The 20,704-nt window shown below is 65.3% G+C and carries 21 protein-coding genes; 7 read left to right on the top strand and 14 right to left on the bottom strand.

Annotation, left to right across the window (positions count from 1 at the left end; all coding sequences use genetic code 11):
* Window positions 1-34: 34 nt before the first annotated feature.
* From recA to dapA, 6 genes are all read right to left on the bottom strand, one after another.
* Window positions 35-1,108 carry a recombinase RecA gene (gene recA, locus LDB29_RS18865; RefSeq protein WP_025547442.1) on the bottom strand — a complete coding sequence of 358 codons (1,074 nt, stop codon included), beginning with the start codon at window positions 1,106-1,108 and terminating at the stop codon, window positions 35-37.
* Window positions 1,109-1,207: 99 nt separating this feature from the next.
* Window positions 1,208-1,567, bottom strand: coding sequence for a response regulator (locus tag LDB29_RS18860; RefSeq protein WP_025547444.1), 360 nt, complete (start codon window positions 1,565-1,567; stop codon window positions 1,208-1,210).
* Between the two features lie 91 nt (window positions 1,568-1,658).
* Entirely contained in the window at window positions 1,659-4,085 is a 2,427-nt protein-coding gene (locus LDB29_RS18855) for a response regulator (RefSeq protein WP_257555352.1), read from the bottom strand.
* 48 nt (window positions 4,086-4,133) lie between these two features.
* On the bottom strand, window positions 4,134-4,727 hold the full coding sequence (locus tag LDB29_RS18850) for a DUF2062 domain-containing protein (RefSeq protein ID WP_025547448.1): 594 nt from the start codon (window positions 4,725-4,727) through the stop codon (window positions 4,134-4,136).
* Window positions 4,727-5,209 carry an SsrA-binding protein SmpB gene (gene smpB / locus LDB29_RS18845; RefSeq protein WP_007683053.1) on the bottom strand — a complete coding sequence of 161 codons (483 nt, stop codon included), beginning with the start codon at window positions 5,207-5,209 and terminating at the stop codon, window positions 4,727-4,729. The genes LDB29_RS18850 and smpB overlap by 1 nt, the downstream gene beginning before the upstream one ends.
* A gap of 44 nt (window positions 5,210-5,253) precedes the next feature.
* Window positions 5,254-6,132 carry a 4-hydroxy-tetrahydrodipicolinate synthase gene (dapA, locus tag LDB29_RS18840; RefSeq protein WP_103000365.1) on the bottom strand — a complete coding sequence of 293 codons (879 nt, stop codon included), beginning with the start codon at window positions 6,130-6,132 and terminating at the stop codon, window positions 5,254-5,256.
* 169 nt (window positions 6,133-6,301) lie between these two features.
* Between dapA and LDB29_RS18835 the strand changes: the two genes are divergently transcribed.
* Together LDB29_RS18835 and greB are read left to right on the top strand one after the other, a co-directional pair.
* Complete coding sequence (locus LDB29_RS18835; protein WP_025547455.1) at window positions 6,302-8,338, top strand: lytic transglycosylase domain-containing protein; 2,037 nt, start codon at window positions 6,302-6,304, stop codon at window positions 8,336-8,338.
* Between the two features lie 20 nt (window positions 8,339-8,358).
* Complete coding sequence (gene greB, locus LDB29_RS18830; protein WP_025547457.1) at window positions 8,359-8,844, top strand: transcription elongation factor GreB; 486 nt, start codon at window positions 8,359-8,361, stop codon at window positions 8,842-8,844.
* Window positions 8,845-8,882: 38 nt separating this feature from the next.
* Here greB and LDB29_RS18825 read toward each other — a convergent pair whose 3' ends face one another.
* From LDB29_RS18825 to aspS, 5 genes are all read right to left on the bottom strand, one after another.
* A complete protein-coding gene (locus tag LDB29_RS18825) occupies window positions 8,883-9,068 on the bottom strand; it encodes a hypothetical protein (RefSeq protein WP_025547459.1) in 186 nt (61 codons plus the stop codon).
* 67 nt (window positions 9,069-9,135) lie between these two features.
* Window positions 9,136-10,449: a methyl-accepting chemotaxis protein gene (locus tag LDB29_RS18820; RefSeq protein WP_373886282.1), complete on the bottom strand. Its 1,314-nt coding sequence runs from the start codon at window positions 10,447-10,449 to the stop codon at window positions 9,136-9,138.
* A gap of 86 nt (window positions 10,450-10,535) precedes the next feature.
* Window positions 10,536-11,318 carry a polyphosphate kinase 2 family protein gene (locus LDB29_RS18815; protein WP_257555349.1) on the bottom strand — a complete coding sequence of 261 codons (783 nt, stop codon included), beginning with the start codon at window positions 11,316-11,318 and terminating at the stop codon, window positions 10,536-10,538.
* Window positions 11,315-12,703 (bottom strand): APC family permease, encoded by a 1,389-nt coding sequence (locus LDB29_RS18810; protein ID WP_257555348.1) that lies wholly within the window; start codon window positions 12,701-12,703, stop codon window positions 11,315-11,317. The genes LDB29_RS18815 and LDB29_RS18810 overlap by 4 nt, the downstream gene beginning before the upstream one ends.
* 93 nt (window positions 12,704-12,796) lie before the next feature.
* Window positions 12,797-14,581, bottom strand: coding sequence for an aspartate--tRNA ligase (gene aspS / locus LDB29_RS18805; protein WP_044660365.1), 1,785 nt, complete (start codon window positions 14,579-14,581; stop codon window positions 12,797-12,799).
* Window positions 14,582-14,709: 128 nt separating this feature from the next.
* Here aspS and rnd point away from each other — a divergent pair, with 128 nt between their 5' ends.
* From rnd to LDB29_RS18790, 3 genes are all read left to right on the top strand, one after another.
* On the top strand, window positions 14,710-15,876 hold the full coding sequence (rnd, locus tag LDB29_RS18800) for a ribonuclease D (protein ID WP_025547468.1): 1,167 nt from the start codon (window positions 14,710-14,712) through the stop codon (window positions 15,874-15,876).
* A gap of 13 nt (window positions 15,877-15,889) precedes the next feature.
* On the top strand, window positions 15,890-16,186 hold the full coding sequence (locus tag LDB29_RS18795) for an I78 family peptidase inhibitor (protein ID WP_025547470.1): 297 nt from the start codon (window positions 15,890-15,892) through the stop codon (window positions 16,184-16,186).
* Window positions 16,187-16,395: 209 nt separating this feature from the next.
* A complete protein-coding gene (locus tag LDB29_RS18790) occupies window positions 16,396-16,800 on the top strand; it encodes a DUF1801 domain-containing protein (RefSeq protein ID WP_103000371.1) in 405 nt (134 codons plus the stop codon).
* Window positions 16,801-16,857: 57 nt separating this feature from the next.
* Here LDB29_RS18790 and LDB29_RS18785 read toward each other — a convergent pair whose 3' ends face one another.
* Both LDB29_RS18785 and LDB29_RS18780 read right to left on the bottom strand, forming a co-directional pair.
* Window positions 16,858-17,541 (bottom strand): hypothetical protein, encoded by a 684-nt coding sequence (locus LDB29_RS18785; RefSeq protein WP_257557063.1) that lies wholly within the window; start codon window positions 17,539-17,541, stop codon window positions 16,858-16,860.
* A 171-nt stretch (window positions 17,542-17,712) separates the two neighbouring features.
* Window positions 17,713-18,099 (bottom strand): PH domain-containing protein, encoded by a 387-nt coding sequence (locus LDB29_RS18780; protein WP_025547475.1) that lies wholly within the window; start codon window positions 18,097-18,099, stop codon window positions 17,713-17,715.
* A 102-nt stretch (window positions 18,100-18,201) separates the two neighbouring features.
* Between LDB29_RS18780 and LDB29_RS18775 the strand changes: the two genes are divergently transcribed.
* Both LDB29_RS18775 and LDB29_RS18770 read left to right on the top strand, forming a co-directional pair.
* Complete coding sequence (locus tag LDB29_RS18775; protein WP_025547477.1) at window positions 18,202-18,429, top strand: AbrB/MazE/SpoVT family DNA-binding domain-containing protein; 228 nt, start codon at window positions 18,202-18,204, stop codon at window positions 18,427-18,429.
* A 3-nt stretch (window positions 18,430-18,432) separates the two neighbouring features.
* Window positions 18,433-18,822, top strand: a complete 390-nt coding sequence (locus LDB29_RS18770; RefSeq protein WP_257555344.1) for a type II toxin-antitoxin system death-on-curing family toxin — start codon at window positions 18,433-18,435, stop codon at window positions 18,820-18,822.
* Between the two features lie 50 nt (window positions 18,823-18,872).
* Here the strand turns inward: LDB29_RS18770 and lepA are convergent, their stop codons facing one another.
* Window positions 18,873-20,678: a translation elongation factor 4 gene (gene lepA / locus LDB29_RS18765; protein ID WP_061937857.1), complete on the bottom strand. Its 1,806-nt coding sequence runs from the start codon at window positions 20,676-20,678 to the stop codon at window positions 18,873-18,875.
* Window positions 20,679-20,704: the final 26 nt, after the last annotated feature.

The following is a 20,704-nucleotide window of genomic DNA, read 5'->3' as shown; positions in this document are numbered from 1 at the left end:
TTCCGGTTGATCCGGCCGGAAAGCCCGTCAGCGCTTATTCGCCATCATCCTCCGCTTCGGGTCCGGCCATCATCCCTTCGGCGACCTCCTCGGTCTTTCCGCGGATCGCCTTTTCCAGCTTGTCCGCCATTTCGGGATGTTCTTTCAGAAAGGTTTTTGCATTCTCGCGACCTTGCCCGATGCGAACCGAGTCATAGGAGAACCAGGCGCCCGACTTCTCGACCAGACCGGCCTTCACGCCGATGTCGAGCAGTTCGCCGATCTTGGACACGCCCTCGCCATACATGATGTCGAATTCGACCTGCTTGAAGGGCGGCGCGACCTTGTTCTTGACCACCTTCACGCGGGTCGCGTTGCCGACAATGTCCTCGCGATCCTTGATCTGGCCGGTGCGACGGATGTCGAGGCGGACCGAGGCGTAGAATTTGAGCGCGTTGCCGCCCGTCGTCGTTTCGGGATTGCCGTACATGACGCCGATCTTCATGCGGACCTGGTTGATGAAGATCACCAGACAGCGCGAGCGGGAGATGGAGCCGGTCAGCTTGCGCAGCGCCTGGCTCATCAGGCGGGCCTGCAGGCCGACATGGCTGTCGCCCATCTCGCCCTCGATTTCGGCACGCGGAACCAGCGCGGCGACCGAGTCCACCACCAGCACGTCGATGGCATTGGAGCGCACCAGCGTGTCGACGATCTCCAGCGCCTGCTCACCGGTATCCGGCTGCGACACGATCAGTTCGTCGATGTCGACGCCCAGCTTCTTCGCATAGCCCGGATCGAGCGCATGTTCCGCATCGACAAAGGCCGCGATGCCGCCGGTCTTCTGCGCTTCTGCAATGGCGTGCAGCGCCAGCGTGGTCTTGCCCGAGCTTTCCGGGCCATAAATCTCCACAATACGTCCGCGCGGCAGGCCACCAATGCCAAGCGCGATGTCCAGCCCCAGCGATCCGGTCGAGATCGCCTCGATCTCGATCTTCTCGCGGCTGCCCAGCTTCATGGCCGACCCCTTGCCGAAGGCACGGTCGATTTGGGAAAGGGCCGCTTCCAATGCTTTCTGTCTGTCCATTGTCCCTGTCTTCTTGGAATCGATGAGTGAGAGCATTGCGGTCATCGGCCTATCCCCTGTCAAGCGGAACGCGCCGGTCCGGATGGCGCGTGGCCACCATGTATCCTGTTTGTTCTAATGGAACAAGAGGGGAACGAAATTTTCTTATGCGGCGCTCAGCGCCTTATTCAGCGCGCGCTCGACCGCGCCGATCGTGAAGGGCTTGGCCAGGGTCGGCCGGTCGGCATGGCTGGTCGGCAGATCGTCCGCCATGCCGCCCGTCGCGAAGACGAAGGGTATGCCGCTCTGCGCCAATATGTCCGCAACGGGCCAGCTTTTCTCGCCATGCAGGTTGCAATCGAGCAGCGCCGCGTCGAAGCCGCCCTCGCGCGCCTTGGCGCAGGCATCATCGACCGATTCGGCAATGGCGTGCAGCCGGTATCCGAGCGTGTCGAGATAATCCTCCAGCATCATGCCGATCATTGCCTCATCCTCGACGATCAGGATGGTCTTGCCGTCAGACATGCTTGCGGTCCCCAATCTTACCCATCGCAACCCCAAAGGCCTTTTCCCACCGGCATAATCGACAAGCCGCGCGGAAGTTCATTCTTCAAATTCATTCCGCCGCAGGACGCATCGCCAGAGCATCCCGCGCCGCTTCCGCCAACTGGCTGACGGAAAAGGGTTTCGGAAGGAAAGCCACATTGGCGATGTCGATCGATTTGCGCAACTGTTCCTCGGCATAGCCCGACATGAACAAGACCGGCAGGTCCGGATGGCTCGCCCGCGCCCGCGCGACCATCGATGGGCCGTCCATGTTCGGCATCACCACATCGGAAATCAGCAGGTCGATCTTCTCGTCTCCGGCCAGCACTTCCAGCCCCTGTTCGCCGTCATTGGCTGTCAGCACCTTATAGCCCTGGCGCGACAAAGCCCGTTCCGCGACGGCGCGCACCATATCCTCATCCTCCACCAGCAGCACGGTGCCGGTGCCCCAGGTTTCGCTGCGGCGCACGGGCGCCTTGGGCTGGGCGGCCTGATCGACATCGGCGCCCTGATAGACGGGCAGGTAGATGACGAAGCTCGCCCCGCGGCCAAGCTCCGATTCCGCGAAGATGAACCCGCCCGACTGCTTGACGATGCCGTAGACGGTGGAGAGGCCAAGGCCCGTCCCCTTGCCCAGCTCCTTCGTGGTGAAGAAGGGTTCGAAGATCTTCGAAAGAATGTCGGGCGGGATGCCCAGCCCCGTGTCGGACACCCGCACCGCCGTATAGTCGGCTGGCGGCAATATGTCCGACCGCATCTCCCGCACTTTGGCGGCGGGCACGCCGTAAGTCTGGATATTGAGCGTGCCGCCGTCCGGCATGGCGTCGCGGGCGTTGACGGCCAGGTTGACGATCACCTGCTCCAGCTGGCCGGGATCGGCCCGCACCGCACCCAGATTGCGGCCATGGCTGACTTCCAGCTTGACGCTCTCGCCCAGCAGGCGCTTCAGCAAGTTGGAGACGTCCGCGACGATGTCGGGCAACTGCAATATCTGCGGCCGCAACGTCTGCTGGCGCGAGAAGGCGAGCAACTGCCGCGTCAGCCCCGCCGCGCGGTTGCTGTTCGACTTGATCTGCTGGATGTCGTCATAATCGCTGTCGCCCGGCGTATGGCGCATCAGCATCAGGTCGCAATGGCCGATGATCGCGGTCAGGATATTGTTGAAGTCATGCGCCACGCCGCCCGCGAGCTGGCCGATCGCCTGCATCTTGGTCGCCTGCGCGACTTGGCGCTTGAGCTTGCTCTCCTCGCTATTGTCCTTGAGGGAGAGCAGCACCGCCGCCTCGCCCAGCCCGCGCACGCCGGCCAGGCTGAGCGCGATCGGCTCGTCCGGTTGGTTGCGCATGCGCACGGCGACATCGCCCGACATTTGCGGCCCGACCGCAAAGCGCCGCACGGCGTCGGCCACTGCCGCCTGATCTTCCCGCACCACCAGGTCGCCGGGATAGCTGGGCTTCTCCTCGGGCTTGACGCCCGCCGCCCGCGAAAAGGCCTTGTTCATGAACAGGACGCGACCGTCGCGATCCGCCATGGCGAGGCCGAAGGGCAGCAGCGACAACAGCGTCTCGATATAGGAAAGCGCCGACGTGCCGCCCGCATTGCCCGCCGGCTCGTCGATCAGCAGCAGCAGCATCGGCCCGTCCTGCGCACTCGATTGCGCGCCCGCCGGCTGGGCGGCGCGCTTCAGCGGCACCTGCAACAGCCGCAGCGGAATGCCGCCCGATTCCTCCCGCGCCAGGAACAGCCGCGCCTTGTCGTCCACCCGCATGTGGGCGGCGAAATCGCGCCCGGTGATATTGGCGTCGATCCGTCCGGCGGCGCGCAGCAGGAAGGCGCCGTTGGCGGCCCGGATGCGCCCCTCCCCACCGATCATCACCGCCATGATGCCCGCTTCGCCCAATTGCCGCCCCGCTTCCCCGGTCAGCAGGCGGTGCACATCGTCCAGCGCGCTCGGCTGGCGCACCGGGGAAAAGCGCCACAGCAGATAATCCTCCGACCGGCCGGTACGGCAGAGGAAGGCATCCAGTCGCAGCGCACCCTGCACGATCCCTTCCACCCGCGCCTCGCCGTCGCGCCAGGCGGCGCGGGCAGCGTTACCCAGACTGTCGGACAGGCTGCTGTCGCCGGTGACATGGGGCGGCGTGGGGAAACCGGGAAACCATTCCCCGAACAGATCGCTGGCGCAGACCAGCCGCCCGGCGCGATCGGTGACGGCGATCGCCATATTGGAGGCATCCGCCGCCGCGCGCGCCACGGTCCAGTCGGGCACGGCCTCACCCACGGCCACTTCCTGCGGATAGAGCCGGCGATACCACCCCAGCAGCGCCGCCCCGGCCAGCAGCGCGGCGCCGAACCCGGCGCCCAGCGCCCAGTTGCCGGCGGCATAGACCACCAGCCCGGCGGACATCAGCGCCAGCAGAATGAGTAGCGGCAGGGCCAGGGGCGACGACCTGTCGGCCGCCCAGGCGTCTCCATCCCTGATCACACGCGCGGACACGGCCCGGCTATCCCCCTGCATTCACAATGGACTGCCCGCTCCCGCCGGTCAGGCCGAAGCGACCTCCTCCAATGCGCTGCTTTCGCGTGCCTTGCCAATCCTCAATTTGCGGGCATGCCATTTCCGGCCCATGCGATGACGCCAGATCCAGTCGGCCAGGAAGTAGCCGACCACCGCAAAGGCCAGGGAAATCAGCGCCAGCCCCAGCAGCATGGCGGGCGCCGCCTCCGAAAAGAGCCAGGCGCACCATTCGCGGATCGAGGCATGCCGGTCGATCAGCGCCATGAAGCCCGATGCATCCGCCGACCGTCCGAGCAGCCAGTTGCCCATATAGACCGACGCCATCAGGAACAGCGGCGTGGTCGCGGGATTGGAGAGGAAGGTCATCGCCGCCGCCAGCGGGATGTTCGCCCGGAACGGCAGCGCCAGCAGCGCCGCGCCCGCGATCTGCACGCCGGGGATCAGCAGGAAGATGCCGACCAGCAGCCCCAATGCCACGCCGCGCGGCACCGAACGCCGGGTGAAGCGCCACAGCGAGGGTTCCAGCACCCGGTGCGCCACCGGGGCCAAAAAGCGGTTGTTTTCCAGCGATTCGCGGGTTGGCGCATTGGCGTGCCACCAGCGGGAGAGCCTGTTGTCCATCAGCGATGCGCCTTCATGATGCGCTGCTGATCGCGCTTCCAGTCGCGTTCCTTGATCGTGTCGCGCTTGTCATGGGTCTTCTTGCCCTTGGCCAGCGCCAGCTCGACCTTCGCCTTGCCCCGGCTGTTGAAATAGATCGACAGCGGCACCAGCGTCATTCCCTTGCGCTCGACAGCGCCATGCATGCGGGCGATCTCCCGCTGGTGCAGCAGCAGCTTGCGGGGGCGCTTGGGCTCATGGTTGAAGCGATTGCCATGGCTGAATTCGGGGATGTTGCTGTTGACCAGCCACACCTGCTCGCCCTTCACCTCGGCATAGCTTTCCGCGATATTGCCCTCGCCGAAGCGCAGCGACTTCACCTCGGTTCCTTGCAGGGCGATTCCAGCCTCGAACACATCCTCCAGGAAATATTCGAAACGGGCGCGCCGGTTCTCGGCGACGATCTTCTTCTTGTCGAAGGCTTCGGGACGGGGACGGGCCATTATTCTCTAACTAACTCGCTTCACCATATAGGCCCGCGGGACGATCAAACCAGTCCCGCGATCTCCAGAGCCCGATCGACGGCGGCACGGCTCGATTCCGACGGCCAGGTGATCGGCAGGCGGACCTCGCCGGACATGTCGGGCCGAACGCGCGTAAGGGCATATTTGACCGGGCCGGGTGAAGAATCGCTGAACAGGGCATCATGCAGGGGGTAGAGACGATCCTGAAGCGCAAGGGCGCCATGCCAGTCGCCGTTTGCCATCGCCCGCTGGAATTCGGCGCAAAGGCGCGGCGCGACATTGGCCGTGACCGAAATGCAGCCCCTGCCGCCCATTGCATTGAAACCCAGCGCCGTTTCGTCATTGCCGGAAAGCTGACAGAAATCGGCCCGGCAGGCGAGGCGCTGTGCGCTGACCCGCCCCAGATTCCCGGTGGCGTCCTTGATGCCGACGATGGTCTGGAATTCCTCTGACAGGCGGTGAATGACCGGCACGCCGATGTCGGTGATCGTGCGGCTGGGCACGTTGTAGAGGATGATCGGCAGCGAACAGCGCTCCGCCAGATGCGCGAAATGCCGGTACACTCCCTCCTGATTGGGCTTGTTGTAATAGGGCGCGACCACCAGCGCCGCATCGGCCCCCGCCGCCTGCGCCGCGAACATATGCTCCAGCGCGATGCGGGTGTCGTTGGAACCGCAACCCGCGATCACCGGCACGCGGCCCGCCGCCTGGTCGACGCAGATGGCGATGACACGATTATGTTCCTCGACCGTCATGGTCGCGCTTTCGCCCGTCGTGCCGCAAGGGACGAGCGCGCTGCTGCCTTCCCCGATCTGCCAGTCGACGAAGGCGCGAAAAGCCGCCTCGTCCACCGCCCCGTTGCGGAAGGGCGTGATCAGTGCCGGAATCGACCCGGAAAACATGCAACAAACTCCTTCAATTCACCGGGATTCCGGGGCATGATAGCGTGAAACACGCGAACGGCGCGCTATAGCGCGTCATTCAGGGCCTGATAAGGATGCAATTGCGATAATGTCCAGTAGGGTATCGCTCTCCTGTCTTGAAACTACCCCGGAAGCCCTCACGGTTCGTATGCCACTGATTGCTCTTTTGCTTTTCACAGCCGGCGCCAGCGCCCAGACCGAAACCACCGGCCCCGCGCCAGCCGCGGCCTATCCGCCCGGCGCCGTGGTGCAGCCTGTTCCCAGCTCCAGCGAGCCCAGCCCGTGGCAGCGCGCCCAAAGCCGAATCGGCGTGGCGAGCGATCCGTCGATCTCCGGCACGATCAGCCAGTGGCGCGCGCTCCAGCAGAGCGATGGCCTGGGCTCCTCCACCTATATGAGCTTCATCATGGCCAATCCCGGCTGGCCGGGCGAGGACCGGATGCGGCGGCTGGCGGAAACCGGCATCAATCCCAACAGCTACGATCCCGGGCAGGTCATCGCCTTCTTCACCCGCTTCCCGCCGCGCACCGCAACCGGCAATGCCCGCTATGCGCTGGCGCTGATGCAGCAGGGCCGCATGGGCGAGGCGCGGGTCGCCGCGCGCAACGCGTGGGTCGGCGGCACGCTTTCCCCCGATGACGAGGCGCGGCTGCTTTCGCTCTTCGGCGCGGGATGGACATCGGTGGAGCATGACCTGCGCGCCGACGCGCTGCTGTGGAAGGGCGACGTCATGGGCGCGCAGCGGAGGCTTGCCTATGTCTCGCCGGCCCGCCGCCCGGTCTATGAGGCGCGCATCGCCTTCCGCCAGAAGGCGCCCGACGCGGCGATGAAGATGCAGTTGGCGGAGGCCGTGGGCGCGACCGACGCCGGATTCGTCGCGGACAAGGCGACATGGCTGCTCAACACGGGCAACTGGATCGCCGGCCGCCAATATCTCGCCAACCGTCCGGCGTTGACCTTCCGTCCCGGCGACGCGGAAAAATGGTATGAAACGCTGCTCACGCAGGCGCGCGCCGCCGCCAATGACAGCCAGTGGAGCTTCGCCTACGGCATCGCCAGCAAGCTGGACGACGCTTATCTGCCCGGCACCGACGTCAACAGCCGGCCCATTGGCGAGCGCGACGATTATACCAGTCTTGCCTGGCTGGCGGGATCGACAGCCTTCTACAATCTTGGCAAGCCGCTGGACGCGATGGAGATGTTCCGCCGCTACGCCACGGCCGCCAAGTCGCCGCAGACCCAGTCCAAGGGCTTCTACTGGGCGGGTCGCGCCGCGCTCCAGGCCGGCGACGCCGCAACCGCGAACAGCTATTTCGCCCGCGCGGGGGCCTTTCCGGACCAGTTTTACGGCCAGCTTGCGCTCGAACGGCTGGGCCGGCCGATCCCTGCCCCAGCGGCCGTGGAACGTCCGGTCGAAATCTCCGCCGCGGAGCGCACGGCCTTCGCCAACCGCTCGGTCGTCCGGGCGGTGAAGGCGCTGGGCCAGATGGGCTATTGGGAAGATCAGAGCAAATTCGCCCGCGCCATCGCCAATAATGCCGACAGCGATGCCGACCATTATCTCGCCGTCGAACTCGCGCAGAGCATCGGACGGCCCGACATGGGCGTGATGGTCGGCCGCCGCGCCGTGTCGAGCGGCCTCACCGGCTATGGCGAAAGCGCCTTTCCCCGCGTGCCCGTGCCGTCGGAGGCGCAATATAACTGGACGATGGTCCACGCCATTGCCCGGCAGGAAAGCCAGTTCGACCGGCAGATCGTCAGCCATGCGGGCGCACGCGGGCTGATGCAACTGATGCCCGGCACCGCCCGCGAACAGGCGGGGAAGCTGGGAATGAGCTATGACGCCAGTTCGCTCAACGATCCCAGTTACAACATCATGCTGGGTTCCTCCTATTTCCAGCGGATGCTCGATTATTATGGCGGCAGCTATCCGTTGGCGGTGGCGGCCTATAATGCCGGGCCGGGCAATGTGAACCGCTGGATCGCCGCCAATGGCGACCCGCGCCTGCCCGGCGCCGACATGCTGCGCTGGATCGAGCAGATTCCGCTTTTCGAAACGCGCAACTATGTCCAGCGCGTGCTGGAAAACGCCGTGGTCTATGAGGCGATGAACCCGCAGCGCGCCCGCTTCCGGGGCACGACGACGCCGCTGTCCAAATATCTCGGCAAGCAGACGCCGGGCTGAACTTGCGCTATGGGCGGGGCATGAGCACTCCCCATCCCAACTATATCACTCCGGAAGGTTTCGCGAAGCTGCGCGCCGAATATGACCAGCTGCTGGGAGTCGAGCGCCCGAAGATCGTGGAAGTGGTAAGCTGGGCGGCGGGCAATGGCGACCGCAGCGAAAATGGCGACTATCTCTACGGCCGCAAGCGGATGCGCGAGATCGACGGCCAGTTGAAGCGCCTCTCGCGCAAGATGAAGGACGCCAGGGTCGTCGACCCGCGCCAGCAGCCCGACAAGAGCAAGGTCTATTTCGGCGCCACCGTCACCATCGCGGACGAGGACGACAACCACCGCACCGTCACGCTGGTCGGCAATGACGAGACGGACGCCGCCGCCGGCCGCATCGGCTGGAGCACGCCCATCGCCCGCGCCCTGCGCGGCGCTGCCGTGGGCGACCTGCGCCGCGTGGTGCTGCCCGCGGGCGAGCGGGAATATGAGGTGATGGCGATCAGCTATCCGGCGTGATGATCGGCCATGCCAAGACAAACCGCCGGAGCAGCCCGCTAATCGTCCCGCCGCAATATCACGTTGAGCCGCTCCATCACCTCGGCGATCGGCTCGATCACGGTGACGCTGCGTCCCTCTCCGAAGCGGATGCGGGTGCCGTCCGTCACCGATGACACGAAGGTGACCTGCGCGGCATTGACGGCGGTTTCGGTCCGGTCGGCGCCCACGAACATGACGAGCATGCATCCTCTCCTTCTTTCTGGAAGGAGAGCCTAACCCGAATTCCGCCCGAAGCCAGCCCTTTTCCCTTCAGGCGGCCTGAATTGCGCGGATGAAGGCGCTGGCGCGGTCATCCAGCCGATGCGCCTCTTCCGACAGGCGGCCCGCCGCGTCGCGCATCGCCTGCGCATCCGCCACCGCATCGCCTGCATTGACGCTGATCTGACTGGCGCTGGCGCGGACATGCCCGCTCGCCTCGCCCGCCTCCGCCACGCTGTCCGCAATCGCCCGGCTGAATGCGCCATGCCGCGCCACCGCCGTAAAGACGGAGGCCGAAAGCCGATCCGCCGTCGCGATCGCCGCATCCATATGCGCATGGCCCTGCGCGACATGGCCGACGGTCGCGCGGATATGGTCGATCCGCCGCGCAATCTCCGCCGCCGCATCGCGTGTCTGGCCCGCCAGCGTCTTGACCTCCCGCGCAACCACGGCAAAGCCCCGCCCGGCGTCCCCGGCCCGCGCCGCCTCTATCCCGGCATTGAGCGCCAGCGTCGTCGTCGCCCGCGCAATCGCGTCGATCAGCGCGGTCACTTCCCCGATCCCGTCGGCCTGCGCGCTCAGCATCCTTGTCTGCGCCGCACCCGATTGCGTCTGGTCGACGGCGGCGCGAATGGCGGCCCCCGCCTCGCGCACTTCATCCTCCATCGCCTGGAACAGCAGCCCCAGTTCCCGCCCGGACCCGGCGATGCCGGCCAGATTGTCGGCGGTCTGCGCCGCCGCCACCGCCATGCCGGCCGACGCATGCCCGTTATGCGCGGACCGTTCCGCCGCATCTTCGGCCAGACGCGACAGCATGTCCGCCATCGCCACCATGTCCCCTGTCAACGCCTGGACATCGGCCCGGAACGTCGCGCTCTCCCGCGTCACCCGTTCCAGCCGCTCGACCCTCGCCAACGCCACCCGCGCGTCCCGCTCCGCCGCCAGCCGGAGCAGAAGCTGCCCACCCGCGACCCCGGCATAGCGATCCCCGTCCACCACGATCAGGCCTTCGCAGCCCTGCCCCTGCGCGGCATAGAGGTCGATCAGCGCCTCGATGCTGGCGCGCCGCTCGACCGTCGCGCAGTGCCGGACATGATCGTCCAGCCGCCCACCGAAGCTGGGATTGCGCAACAGGGCATGGCCGAAGGGATTGAACAGGATGCGCCGCATGTCGCATTCGTAGATCGCTCCCACGGGCCTGTCGGCGGCATCGAGTACCGGCAGCAGCCGCAGCGCCGGGTCATGCTGGAAATGATCGACCGCCTCGCTGAGCGGCCGCCCCAGCCGGATCGCCGGGCTGGGCGTCATGAGGAGCGGACCAGCCGAATGGTCCAGGGATCGGTCGAGCATCGGGGGTGCGTACATAGGGGCCGGTTAAGCCCATAATGGTAAATGAGCCGTTAGATTTTGATGACAGTTTTGTTACAAGATGTTGATTTTTAGTGATTTTCTTACGGAACCCTATAGCCGTAGGCCTTGGCGGCTAGCTTCACCACCTCCGGATCGGCTTCCGGAAAATCCATCGGCACCAGCTTTTCCAATCGCTTGGCGACATAGGAAAGCGCCGCGATCCGACCCGCCCGGCGGTGATTATTGTCGATGGCATGCCAGGGCGCCACCTTGGTGTCGGTCTTGCGGAACATGTCGTGCATGGCGTCCAGATAATCGGCCCGCCTTGCGCGGTTGCGATAATCGTCCGCGCCGGTCTTCCACCGCTTCCACGGCGTGTCGAGCCGCTGGGCGAGCTGTTCGTCCTGCGTCTCTTGCGTGATGTGGACGAACAGCTTGACGATGTTGGTCCCGGCGTCGACCTGCTGCCTTTCGAAGGCGTTGATCTCTTCATAGGCGCGCTTCCATTCGCCCCTGGAACAGAAGCCCTCGACCCGCTCGACCAGCACCCGGCCATACCAGCTCCGGTCGAAGATCGCGATGTTGCGCCCAGCGGGCAGCCGCGTCCAGAAACGCCAGAGGAAGTGCCGGTCGCGCTCCTCCTCCGTCGGGGCGGAAATGGGGTGGACCTTGTAATAGCGCGGGTCCCAGTCGGCGGTCATGCGCTTGATGATGCCGCCCTTTCCCGCCGCATCCCACCCCTCCAGCAGGATGACGCTGCGCCGGTCGTGGATGATGTGCGCGACCTGGATCTTGGCGAGCCGCTCCTGCAATTCGGCCAGCTTCGCCTCATAATCGCCCTTGAACGTCGCGCCCTTCTCATAATCGGCAAGGTCGATGGTCATGTCTGCACCTTCCACTGGCCCCGGCGGCAAAGCACGAGCTTATACCAAAGCACCGAACCCGCAATCTGGGCGGCGGTTGCAATCAGGCCGGGCCGCCCCTCCCCGGCATCGAGCCAGCTGGTCCAGACCACATAGGCCAGCGCGAGCAGGGTGACGACCGGGGCAAGCGGATAAAGCGGCATGCGATAGGGCGCATGGGCGCTCGCCCCACTGCGCCGCCCGGCGATAGCGGCGAGCGCGATGCCGCCATAGATCGCCACCAGCCCGGTGCCGTTCAGCACCAGCAGCATGGATAGCGGCAGGAAGCAGGCGAGCGTTCCCATCCCGCCGACGATCAGCGTTCCGATCCAGGGCGAATCGAAGCGCGGATGGATCGCCACCAGCCAGTCGTCGATGCGCGGAATCCAGGCCCGGTCCCGCCCGGTCGAATAGAAGAAGCGGGCGCAGGCCAGCACGCAGGCGATGATCGCGTTCACGATCGCAAGCACGATGCCGACCGACACCAGCGCCGAAAGGCCGGCGCTCCCCCGCTGCCGCACCAGCAGGCCAAAGGGATCGTCGACGGTCAGCAGGGTCGCAAGGTCGATCCTCGCCAGCAGCAGCGCGAGCAAGGGCACGCCTTCGAACAGCAGCGCGAGGCCGAGGGCGGCGAGGATGGTTCCGGCGATCCGTCTGGGCGCCTCGTGCATCTCCTCCCCGAAATAGACCGCCATGCCATAGCCGTTGAGCGCGAAGATCGCGATGGTCGTCGCCACCCCGATAGAGGCGGCGCTGGCCGGGACGAAGCCCTGCCCCGTCTCTGCCACCGCCACCACCGGATCGGTCAGGAATTCCAGCGCCGGCCGCGCATGATCGGCAAAGCCCAGCACCATCACCACGGCCACGGCTGCCAGTTCGACCAGCAGGAACAGCCCGGTGATGACCGCATTCACGCGGATATTGAGGATCGCGACCAGCGTCGATCCGATCATCACCGCCACCGCGACCGGCACGGCGGGCAGGCCCGGCGCCACCGTCGCCATGACCGATGCGATGCCCAGCGCCGCGACGGGCGGGAAGAGCACATTGTTGAAGACATTGACGCCCAGCATGATGAAACCGGCCATCGGCCCCAGCGTCTGCGCCACCGCGACATATTCCCCGCCCGCCACCGGCCAGGCGGAGGAGAGTTCGGCATAGATGAAGGCGGTGGTGACGCAGATCAGGCTGGCGAGGATCATCGCCCAGATCGCGCCGGTCCCGGCCTCCTGCAACATGCCGGGTATGATGACGAAGACGGAGGATGCCGGGGTGGTCGCGGACAGGGTCAGGAACAGGACGCCCGCCACGCCCAGGCTGCGCGCCAGGGCCGGCGGTTTGTCCGGCAACATCTGTTCGTCGAGCATGGCCTGTCCCCCCTGCCCGTCCTTACATCGAAGGTTCAGCGAGAGTGCAAGCCTCTCCTGTCGTTGGGGCTCAGGGCGAGCGGCGGCTGGGAATCAGGCCTTCGCCTGCGGCTCCACGACGCGGATGTGCAGTTCGCGCAACTGCTTGAACTCCGCCGGGCTGGGCGCCCCCATCAGCAGGTCTTCCGCGCGCTGGTTCATCGGGAACAGCGTGATCTCGCGCAGGTTCTGCGCCCCGCAAAGCAGCATCACGATGCGGTCCACGCCCGCCGCCATGCCGCCATGGGGCGGCGCGCCATATTGGAACGCGCGATAGAGGCCGCCGAAGCGCTCCTCCACATCGGCCTGGCTGAGACCCACCTTCTCGAACGCCTTGACCATCAGTTCCGGCGACTGGTTGCGGATCGATCCCGAGGCGATCTCATAGCCGTTGCAGACCATGTCATATTGATAGGCCTTGAGGCTCAGCGGGTCCTGATTCTCCAGCGCATCCAATCCCCCCTGCGGCATGGAGAAGGGGTTGTGCGCGAAATCGATTTTCTTCTCATCCTCGTCATATTCGTAGAAGGGGAAGTCGACGATCCAGCACAGTTCGAAACGATCCCTGTCGATCAGGTCGAGCTGCTCGCCCACGCGGATGCGCGCCAGCCCCGCCAGCTTGGCCGCCTGGCTTTCCTTGCCCGCCGCGAAGAAGACGCCGTCATTGGGGCCAAGGCCCAGCGCCTCGATCAGCTTCGCCGTCCGTTCCTCGCCATGGTTCTTGGCGATGGGACCGCCGGGCACGCCGTCCTTGATGTTGATATAGCCAAGGCCCGAATAGCCTTCGCTGCGCGCCCAATTGTTCATGTCGTCGAAGAATTTGCGGCTGCCCGCGCCAGCGCCCGGTGCGGGAATAGCGCGGATCACGCTGCCGCTCTCCACCAGCGAAGCGAAGATGCCGAAGCCGCTGCCATGGAAATGCTCGGTCACATCGCTGATCAGGATCGGGTTGCGCAGGTCGGGCTTGTCCGACCCATATTTCAGCATCGCCTCGGCATGGGGGATGCGCGGGAAGCTGCCCGCAGGCGTCACCGGCCTGCCGTCGGCGAACGCCTCGAACACCTGCGCAATCACCGGCTCCATGGTGTTCCACACGTCTTCCTGGGTGACGAAGCTCATTTCGAGGTCAAGCTGGTAGAATTCGCCCGGCAGGCGGTCGGCGCGCGGGTCCTCGTCGCGGAAGCAGGGCGCGATCTGGAAATAGCGGTCGAAGCCCGCGACCATCAGCAACTGCTTATATTGCTGCGGCGCCTGCGGCAGGGCGTAGAATTTCCCCGCATGGATGCGGCTCGGCACCAGAAAGTCTCGTGCGCCTTCGGGGCTCGACGCCGTCAGGATCGGCGTCGAATATTCGGTGAATCCTGCATCCTCCATGCGGCGGCGCATGTCCCGGATGATCTGCGTGCGCTTGACGATGTTCGCGTGCAGCGTCTCGCGCCGCAGGTCGAGGAAGCGGTAGCGAAGGCGGATGTCCTCCGGATATTCCTGCTCGCCAGCCACTGGCAGCGGCAGGTCGGCGGCGGCGGACAGCACCACCGCGTCCAGCGCGCGAATCTCGATCTCGCCGGTCGGCAGGTTGGGGTTCACCGCTTCCTTCGCCCGGGCGACGACCTTGCCCGTCACGGTCACGACGCTTTCGGCCCGCAGCGACTCGATCACCCTGAACACCGGCCCATCCACCTCGGTGACGATCTGCACCATGCCATAATGGTCGCGCAGGTCGATGAACACCAGGTCGCCATGATCCCGCTTGCGATGCACCCAGCCGGACACGCGCACCTCATTGCCGACCTCCGCCGTCGTAAGGGCGCCGCAGGTGTGGGTGCGATAGGCATGCATGGCGTTTTTGGTCTTTCAGCTTCGTTTTACGGAAATGACAAATTGTTGCAGCGCCGCTATGGGCAGTCCTGTCAAGCATTGACGAGCCCGTGCGCGACGGGCCAGCCCATAATAAGATCGAAGACCATATGCAAATCCATCCGCTGATTACCGACAGCAAGACTCTCGCCCAATTCTGCGCCCGGATCGCCAAATCGCCCTATATCGCGGTCGATACCGAATTCATGCGCGAAAACAGCTATTGGCCCGATCTCTGCCTGGTGCAGGTCGCGGACGAGCATGAGGCGGCGGCCATCGACCCCAAGGCGCCCGGCCTCGACCTTTCGCCCCTGCTCGACCTGATGGTCGACAATGAAGATGTGCTGAAGGTCTTCCATGCGGGCGGTCAGGACCTGGAGATCATCTACAACCTGACCGGCAAGACCCCCCATCCGATGTTCGACACGCAGATCGCGGCGATGGCGCTGGGGCTGGGCGAACAGATCGGCTACGGCAATCTGGTCGACGCCTGGCTGGGCGTGCAGCTCGACAAGGGAGCGCGCTTCACCGACTGGGCGCGCCGGCCGCTCGACAAGCGGCAGATCGATTATGCGATCGGCGACGTCACCTACCTGATCCAGATTTTCCCCAAGATGCTGGAGGAACTGCGCCGGACCGGCCGTGGCGACTGGCTGGATCAGGAGATGGAGCGGATCAGCGATCCCTCCAATTATGAGAACAGGCCCGACGAGGCCTGGCAACGCGTCCGCATCGCCAGCCGCAAGGCCGATGTGCTGGGCCGCCTGAAGGCGCTTGCGGCATGGCGCGAGATGGAGGCGCAGGACAAGAATCTGCCACGCGGCCGCATCGTCAAGGACGAAACGCTGGCCGACATCGCCAGCCACCCGCCGCGCACGCAGGAGGATCTGGGCAAGGTGCGCGGCCTGTCTGCCACCTGGAAGACCAACGACATCGGCAATCGGCTGATGCTCGCCCTTGCCGCGCACAAGCCGCTGGCCAAGGAGGAAATGCCGGAGCGCGACCCCAAGCGGCCGGGCCTGGGCAAGGATGGCGCGCTGGTGGCGGACCTTCTGAAGCTGCTGCTGAAAATCCGTTCGCGCGACATCAATGTCGCCGCGCGCCTTATCGCCCGCAGCGACGACATCGACGCGCTGGCGGCCGGCGTGCGGGAAGACCTCGCGATCCTGGAAGGCTGGCGCTATGAACAGTTCGGCCGCGATGCGGTCGACCTGGTCGAGGGCCGCCTTGCCTTCGCGGTCAAGAATGGCCGCCTCAAGATGACCCGCACGCAATAGGAGTTCAGGACGGATGCGAACCGCCATGCTTCCCCTTCTCTCCCTGCTTGCCGCCTGCGCCGGCGCGAACGGCGAAGGCCCGGCCACGCCGCCGCCCACCGCCGAAGGACCATGCCGCGACGAGGGGCTGGACCGCTTCATCGGCCAGACCGCCAGCGCGGCGACCGGCGCCGAGTTGCTCAGGCTTTCCGGCGCGCGCACGCTGCGCTGGGGCGCGCCGGGCATGGCGATGACCATGGATTTCCGCCCGGACCGGCTGACCGTCAGCTATGACGGGAAGATGGCGATCACGACCGCGCGCTGCGGCTGAGGATCGCAATGGAATAAACCTTACCGCACAGCCGTATCCCATCCGGCGCCGGTCGCGATCCCCCTGATCGCGGGCGGCCAGCCCCACGGGTGGTCCCCAAAGGGCGGCGTAGCGGTGGCGCGGGGAGGCAGGCCCCTCCTGGCACCATCGCTACGCCATTCCCGTTTCGTTGCGATCCGTTTAGGGTGCCGGGCAAGAGGAGCGGCCCGATGAACGACACTGACTCTCCCTCCGCACTGATCGACCGGCGCATCGCGGAACTCAGCGATTGGCGGGGAGAAACGCTTGCCCATGTCCGTGCGCTGATCAGGGAAGCCGATCCGCAGGCGGTCGAGGAATGGAAATGGCGGGGCGTCCCGGTCTGGTCGCATGGCGGCATCCTCTGCACCGGGGAAAGCTACAAGGCGGTGGTCAAGCTGACCTTCGCGAAGGGCGCTTCGCTGGAGGACCCGGCAGGCCTGTTCAACGCCAGCCTGGACGGCAATGTGCGCCGCGCCATCGACATAAGGGAAGGCGAGACAATCGACGCCGACGCGTTCAAGGCGCTGATTCGCGCCGCCGCGGCGCTCAACATGAGCAGACTGAGGAAGAAAAGTCAGATGACATCTGAATAATGGAAGAGCGGCGCGCCCATAACCAACGGATCAGACCACAGCGCCGCCCACGCCCCATCAACATTCCAGCCCGATCAGCGTCCCGCTGCCGATCCGCCCGACATAACGCTTCCCGTCGATCTCCAGCCAGTCGGGCGTCACTTCCAGCCGCCGCCCCCTGACCGTGGTGCGCAGATGCTCGACGGCAATGCGGTTGCGCGCCACGATGCGCAGCACCGCCAGCCCCTCGCCCCGCGCCGCCATCATGCTGTAGCGGTCGCCGCGCAGCAGGAAGTGCCAGCTACCGTCCGTCGGCATCCACTCATTGCCGTTCACGACCTGCACCGGCTCGCCATCGGGGCCACCCATGCGCACGCTGATGCGGGTCGCGCCGTTGCTTCGGCGCGGCGGCGCGAAGATCAGGATCGGCTCCCCCTCCAGCGTCAGCGGGATCGGCGTGTCCCGCAGCAATTGCGAACCGCCCATGATCAGCGTCGGCAATTCCGGCGAGAAGGGCAGGCGGTCCCGCGCGAAATGGCGCTGCCGCACGACGGGATTGGCATGGAAGCCCTGCACCTGCATCGGCGTCAGGCGCCCTTCCTCCACCAGCCCATGGCAGGTGGGGCAGAGCAGCGTCACCCCATGACTTTCGGGCAAGCGAAGATAGCGGTAGATGGTCACGCCACAGCGGACGCAGGCGAAACCGCAAGCCTGACGCACTTCGTCCTGCTGCTGCGCGGTCAGTTCTGGCAGCGACGGCATCACACGCAAGCCCATGCACGACGACCCCTTGCTCACCTGCCCGCGCCACTGCGGACCGGCGTTCCTCCGGCGTCCTTCCTGCTGGCCGTGGGCGCTCCAAAGCACCCCTTCTCGCTATTGCACTATCGTTGAAATAAATGCGGACAAGTCAAGAGGCTGTTCACCATTCTCCTACCGCTGGGGCAGCAGGTCGAGATTGCGCGAAGCCGCGATCGCCCGGATGCGGTCGGGCCGCGGCATGGACCTGATCGCGATTTCCGCCATGTCCCCGGCGCTGAACAGTTCCACATTGCCGACGTTGAAGATGCGCTGGCCCAACGTCTGGGTGATGCGCACGCTGCGGATGCTGGAAAGCGCGATCTCCGTCCGCTGCTTGGCCAGAAGGCCCCGTTCCAGCAGCACTTCCCGGTCGGAAAGCGCCAGCCGCTCCCCCTTGTGCAACACCCACCACACGCCGATGGCGAGGATGCCGACGACGGAGATCAGCAGGAGGATGAACAGGAAGGGATGCGCGCGGAACATCGCGGGATGCTCGTCATACAGCCATGTCTCGCTCATGCCGGTCCCCTGCGGTTGGTCGTGAGCATTGACCATGGACGCCCCGCCGCCGTCAAGGCCGCCGGGCTTGCACCGCGGCCGGATAATGGTTATAACATCCGTATGAACACACCGCTCAAGATCACGAAGATCGGCAATTCCGCCGGGGTCATCCTGCCCAAGGAGGTGCTGGCGCATCTCAATGTCGGCGTCGGCGAGACCCTGTCGGTCGTCACCACGCCGCGCGGCATCGAATTGAGCGCAGCCGAACCCGATTTCGACGCTCAGATGGCGGCAGCGCGGGAAGTTATGCAGCGCCGCAAACGCGCGCTGCGCGAGCTTGCGAAATAAACCATGCCCCGCAATCGGGTCTGGATCAGCGCCGAAGTGGCGCTTGCGGCGCATGCCGAACAGTTGGCCGAACATGGCGGCGGTGAAGGCGTGCGCGACTCAGGCCTGCTGGAAAGCGCCATGGCCCGCCCGCAGAATCTGGCGGCCTATCATGAACCCGATGCGGCGGAACTGGCGGCTGCCTATGCCTATGGCATTGCGCGCAACCATCCCTTTGTCGACGGCAACAAGCGCACCGCCGCAGTTGTCAGCGAAACCTTCCTGGCGCTGAACGGCTATGTGCTGACGGCCACCGACGCCGAGTTGGTAGTAGCCTTCCTGGCTCTCGCGGCCGGAGAACTGAGCGAGGAGGAAACCACCGCCTGGTTTCGGGACCATCTGGCGGCGGAATGAAGTCCCTTTCGTTCGGACAGGAATAGCGTACTCCTGCACCGGCAGGAGCCTCAGTTCTCATCCCCCATGCGCAGCGCGGCAATGAAGGCTTCCTGGGGAATCTGGACGGACCCATATTCGCGCATCCGCTTCTTGCCCTCCTTCTGCTTCTCCAGCAGCTTCTTCTTGCGGGTGATGTCGCCGCCATAGCATTTCGCGGTCACATCCTTGCGCATCGCGGCGATCGTTTCGCGGGCGATCACCTTGCCGCCGATCGCCGCCTGGATCGGAATCTTGAACAGGTGGCGGGGGATCAGGTCCTTCAACCGCTCGCACATGCCGCGCCCGCGTGATTCGGCGGTGCCCCGGTGAACGATCATGCTGAGCGCGTCGACCGGCTCATTGTTGACGAGGATGCTCATCTTGACGAGGTCGCCTTCCCGCGCCCCGATCTGATGATAGTCGAAGCTGGCATAGCCGCGGCTGATCGACTTCAGCCGGTCGTAGAAATCGAACACCACCTCGTTGAGCGGCAGTTCATAGGTCACCTGCGCGCGCCCGCCGACATAGGTCAGGTTCTTCTGAATGCCGCGCCGGTCCTGGCAGAGCTTCAGGATCGACCCCAGATATTCGTCGGGGCAGTAGATCACCGCCTCGATCCACGGTTCCTCGATATAGTCGATATGGTTGGCGTCGGGCATGTCGGCGGGGTTGTGCAGATGCCGGACCGTCCCGTCATTCATGTGAATCTCGTACACCACCGAAGGCGCGGTGGTGATGAGGTCCAGATCATATTCCCGGCTCAGCCGCTCCTGAATGATCTCCAGATGCAGCAGGCCCAGGAAGCCGCAGCGGAAGCCGAAGCCCAGCGCGGCCGACGTCTCCATCTCGAAGGAGAAGCTGGCGTCGTTCAGCCGCAGCTTGGAAATCGATTCGCGCAGCTTCTCGAAATCATTGGCGTCGACCGGAAACAGGCCGCAGAACACCACCGGCTGCACTTCCTTGAAGCCGGGCAGCGGTTCCTTCGCCGGATTCTTGACCGTGGTGATGGTGTCGCCGACGCGGGTCTGGCTGATGTCCTTGATCTGCGCGGTGATGAAGCCGATCTCGCCCGGCCCCAGTTCGCCCAATTGCTCGATCTTCGGCCGGAAACAGCCGACGCGGTCGATCAGATGCTCGGTGCCGCCGATCATGAACTTGATGTTCTGGCCCTTCTTGATGACGCCGTTGACGACGCGCACCAGGATGACGACGCCCAGATAGGGGTCGTACCAGCTATCGACCAGCATCGCCTCCAGCGGCGCGTCCCGGTCGCCCTTGGGCGCGGGGATCTTGGCGACCACGGCTTCCAAAATGTCGTCGATGCCGATGCCTGCCTTGGCGCTCGCCAGCACGGCTTCCGATGCGTCGAGGCCGATCACCTCCTCGATCTCCGCCTTCACCTTCTCCGGCTCGGCGGCGGGCAGGTCGATCTTGTTGATGACGGGCACGATCTCATGGTCATGCTCGATCGACTGGTAGACGTTGGCCAGCGTCTGCGCCTCTACCCCCTGCGCGGCGTCCACCACCAGCAACGCGCCCTCGCAGGCGGCGAGCGAACGGCTCACCTCATAGGCGAAGTCGACATGGCCCGGCGTGTCCATCAGGTTCAGCTCATAGGTCTCGCCGTTCTTCGCGACATAGTCGAGGCGCACGGTCTGCGCCTTGATGGTGATGCCGCGCTCCTTCTCGATATCCATGTTGTCGAGCACCTGCGCCGACATTTCCCGGTCGGTCAGGCCGCCGGTGCGCTGGATCAGGCGGTCGGCCAGGGTCGACTTGCCATGGTCGATATGGGCGATGATCGAGAAATTGCGGATGTGCGAGAGATCGGTCATGGCCCGCGCCGATAGCAGCCATTTGA

Origin of the sequence: Sphingobium sp. CFD-2, assembly GCF_024611135.1 — a bacterium.
Taxonomy (GTDB): domain Bacteria; phylum Pseudomonadota; class Alphaproteobacteria; order Sphingomonadales; family Sphingomonadaceae; genus Sphingobium; species Sphingobium fuliginis.
This window is presented reverse-complemented; position numbering and strand designations above follow the sequence as displayed.

What these genes read in the sequence shown, in the direction of transcription:
- recA (WP_025547442.1), bottom strand. Translation starts at nt 1,108, where the DNA reads ATGACCGCAATGCTCTCACTCATCGATTCCAAGAAGACAGGGACAATG.
- LDB29_RS18860 (WP_025547444.1), bottom strand. Translation starts at nt 1,567, where the DNA reads ATGTCTGACGGCAAGACCATCCTGATCGTCGAGGATGAGGCAATGATC.
- LDB29_RS18850 (WP_025547448.1), bottom strand. Translation starts at nt 4,727, where the DNA reads ATGGACAACAGGCTCTCCCGCTGGTGGCACGCCAATGCGCCAACCCGC.
- smpB (WP_007683053.1), bottom strand. Translation starts at nt 5,209, where the DNA reads ATGGCCCGTCCCCGTCCCGAAGCCTTCGACAAGAAGAAGATCGTCGCC.
- dapA (WP_103000365.1), bottom strand. Translation starts at nt 6,132, where the DNA reads ATGTTTTCCGGGTCGATTCCGGCACTGATCACGCCCTTCCGCAACGGG.
- LDB29_RS18835 (WP_025547455.1), top strand. Translation starts at nt 6,302, where the DNA reads ATGCCACTGATTGCTCTTTTGCTTTTCACAGCCGGCGCCAGCGCCCAG.
- greB (WP_025547457.1), top strand. Translation starts at nt 8,359, where the DNA reads ATGAGCACTCCCCATCCCAACTATATCACTCCGGAAGGTTTCGCGAAG.
- LDB29_RS18825 (WP_025547459.1), bottom strand. Translation starts at nt 9,068, where the DNA reads ATGCTCGTCATGTTCGTGGGCGCCGACCGGACCGAAACCGCCGTCAAT.
- LDB29_RS18820 (WP_373886282.1), bottom strand. Translation starts at nt 10,449, where the DNA reads ATGTACGCACCCCCGATGCTCGACCGATCCCTGGACCATTCGGCTGGT.
- LDB29_RS18815 (WP_257555349.1), bottom strand. Translation starts at nt 11,318, where the DNA reads ATGACCATCGACCTTGCCGATTATGAGAAGGGCGCGACGTTCAAGGGC.
- LDB29_RS18810 (WP_257555348.1), bottom strand. Translation starts at nt 12,703, where the DNA reads ATGCTCGACGAACAGATGTTGCCGGACAAACCGCCGGCCCTGGCGCGC.
- aspS (WP_044660365.1), bottom strand. Translation starts at nt 14,581, where the DNA reads ATGCATGCCTATCGCACCCACACCTGCGGCGCCCTTACGACGGCGGAG.
- rnd (WP_025547468.1), top strand. Translation starts at nt 14,710, where the DNA reads ATGCAAATCCATCCGCTGATTACCGACAGCAAGACTCTCGCCCAATTC.
- LDB29_RS18795 (WP_025547470.1), top strand. Translation starts at nt 15,890, where the DNA reads ATGCGAACCGCCATGCTTCCCCTTCTCTCCCTGCTTGCCGCCTGCGCC.
- LDB29_RS18790 (WP_103000371.1), top strand. Translation starts at nt 16,396, where the DNA reads ATGAACGACACTGACTCTCCCTCCGCACTGATCGACCGGCGCATCGCG.
- LDB29_RS18785 (WP_257557063.1), bottom strand. Translation starts at nt 17,541, where the DNA reads ATGCCGTCGCTGCCAGAACTGACCGCGCAGCAGCAGGACGAAGTGCGT.
- LDB29_RS18780 (WP_025547475.1), bottom strand. Translation starts at nt 18,099, where the DNA reads ATGAGCGAGACATGGCTGTATGACGAGCATCCCGCGATGTTCCGCGCG.
- LDB29_RS18775 (WP_025547477.1), top strand. Translation starts at nt 18,202, where the DNA reads ATGAACACACCGCTCAAGATCACGAAGATCGGCAATTCCGCCGGGGTC.
- LDB29_RS18770 (WP_257555344.1), top strand. Translation starts at nt 18,433, where the DNA reads ATGCCCCGCAATCGGGTCTGGATCAGCGCCGAAGTGGCGCTTGCGGCG.
- lepA (WP_061937857.1), bottom strand. Translation starts at nt 20,678, where the DNA reads ATGACCGATCTCTCGCACATCCGCAATTTCTCGATCATCGCCCATATC.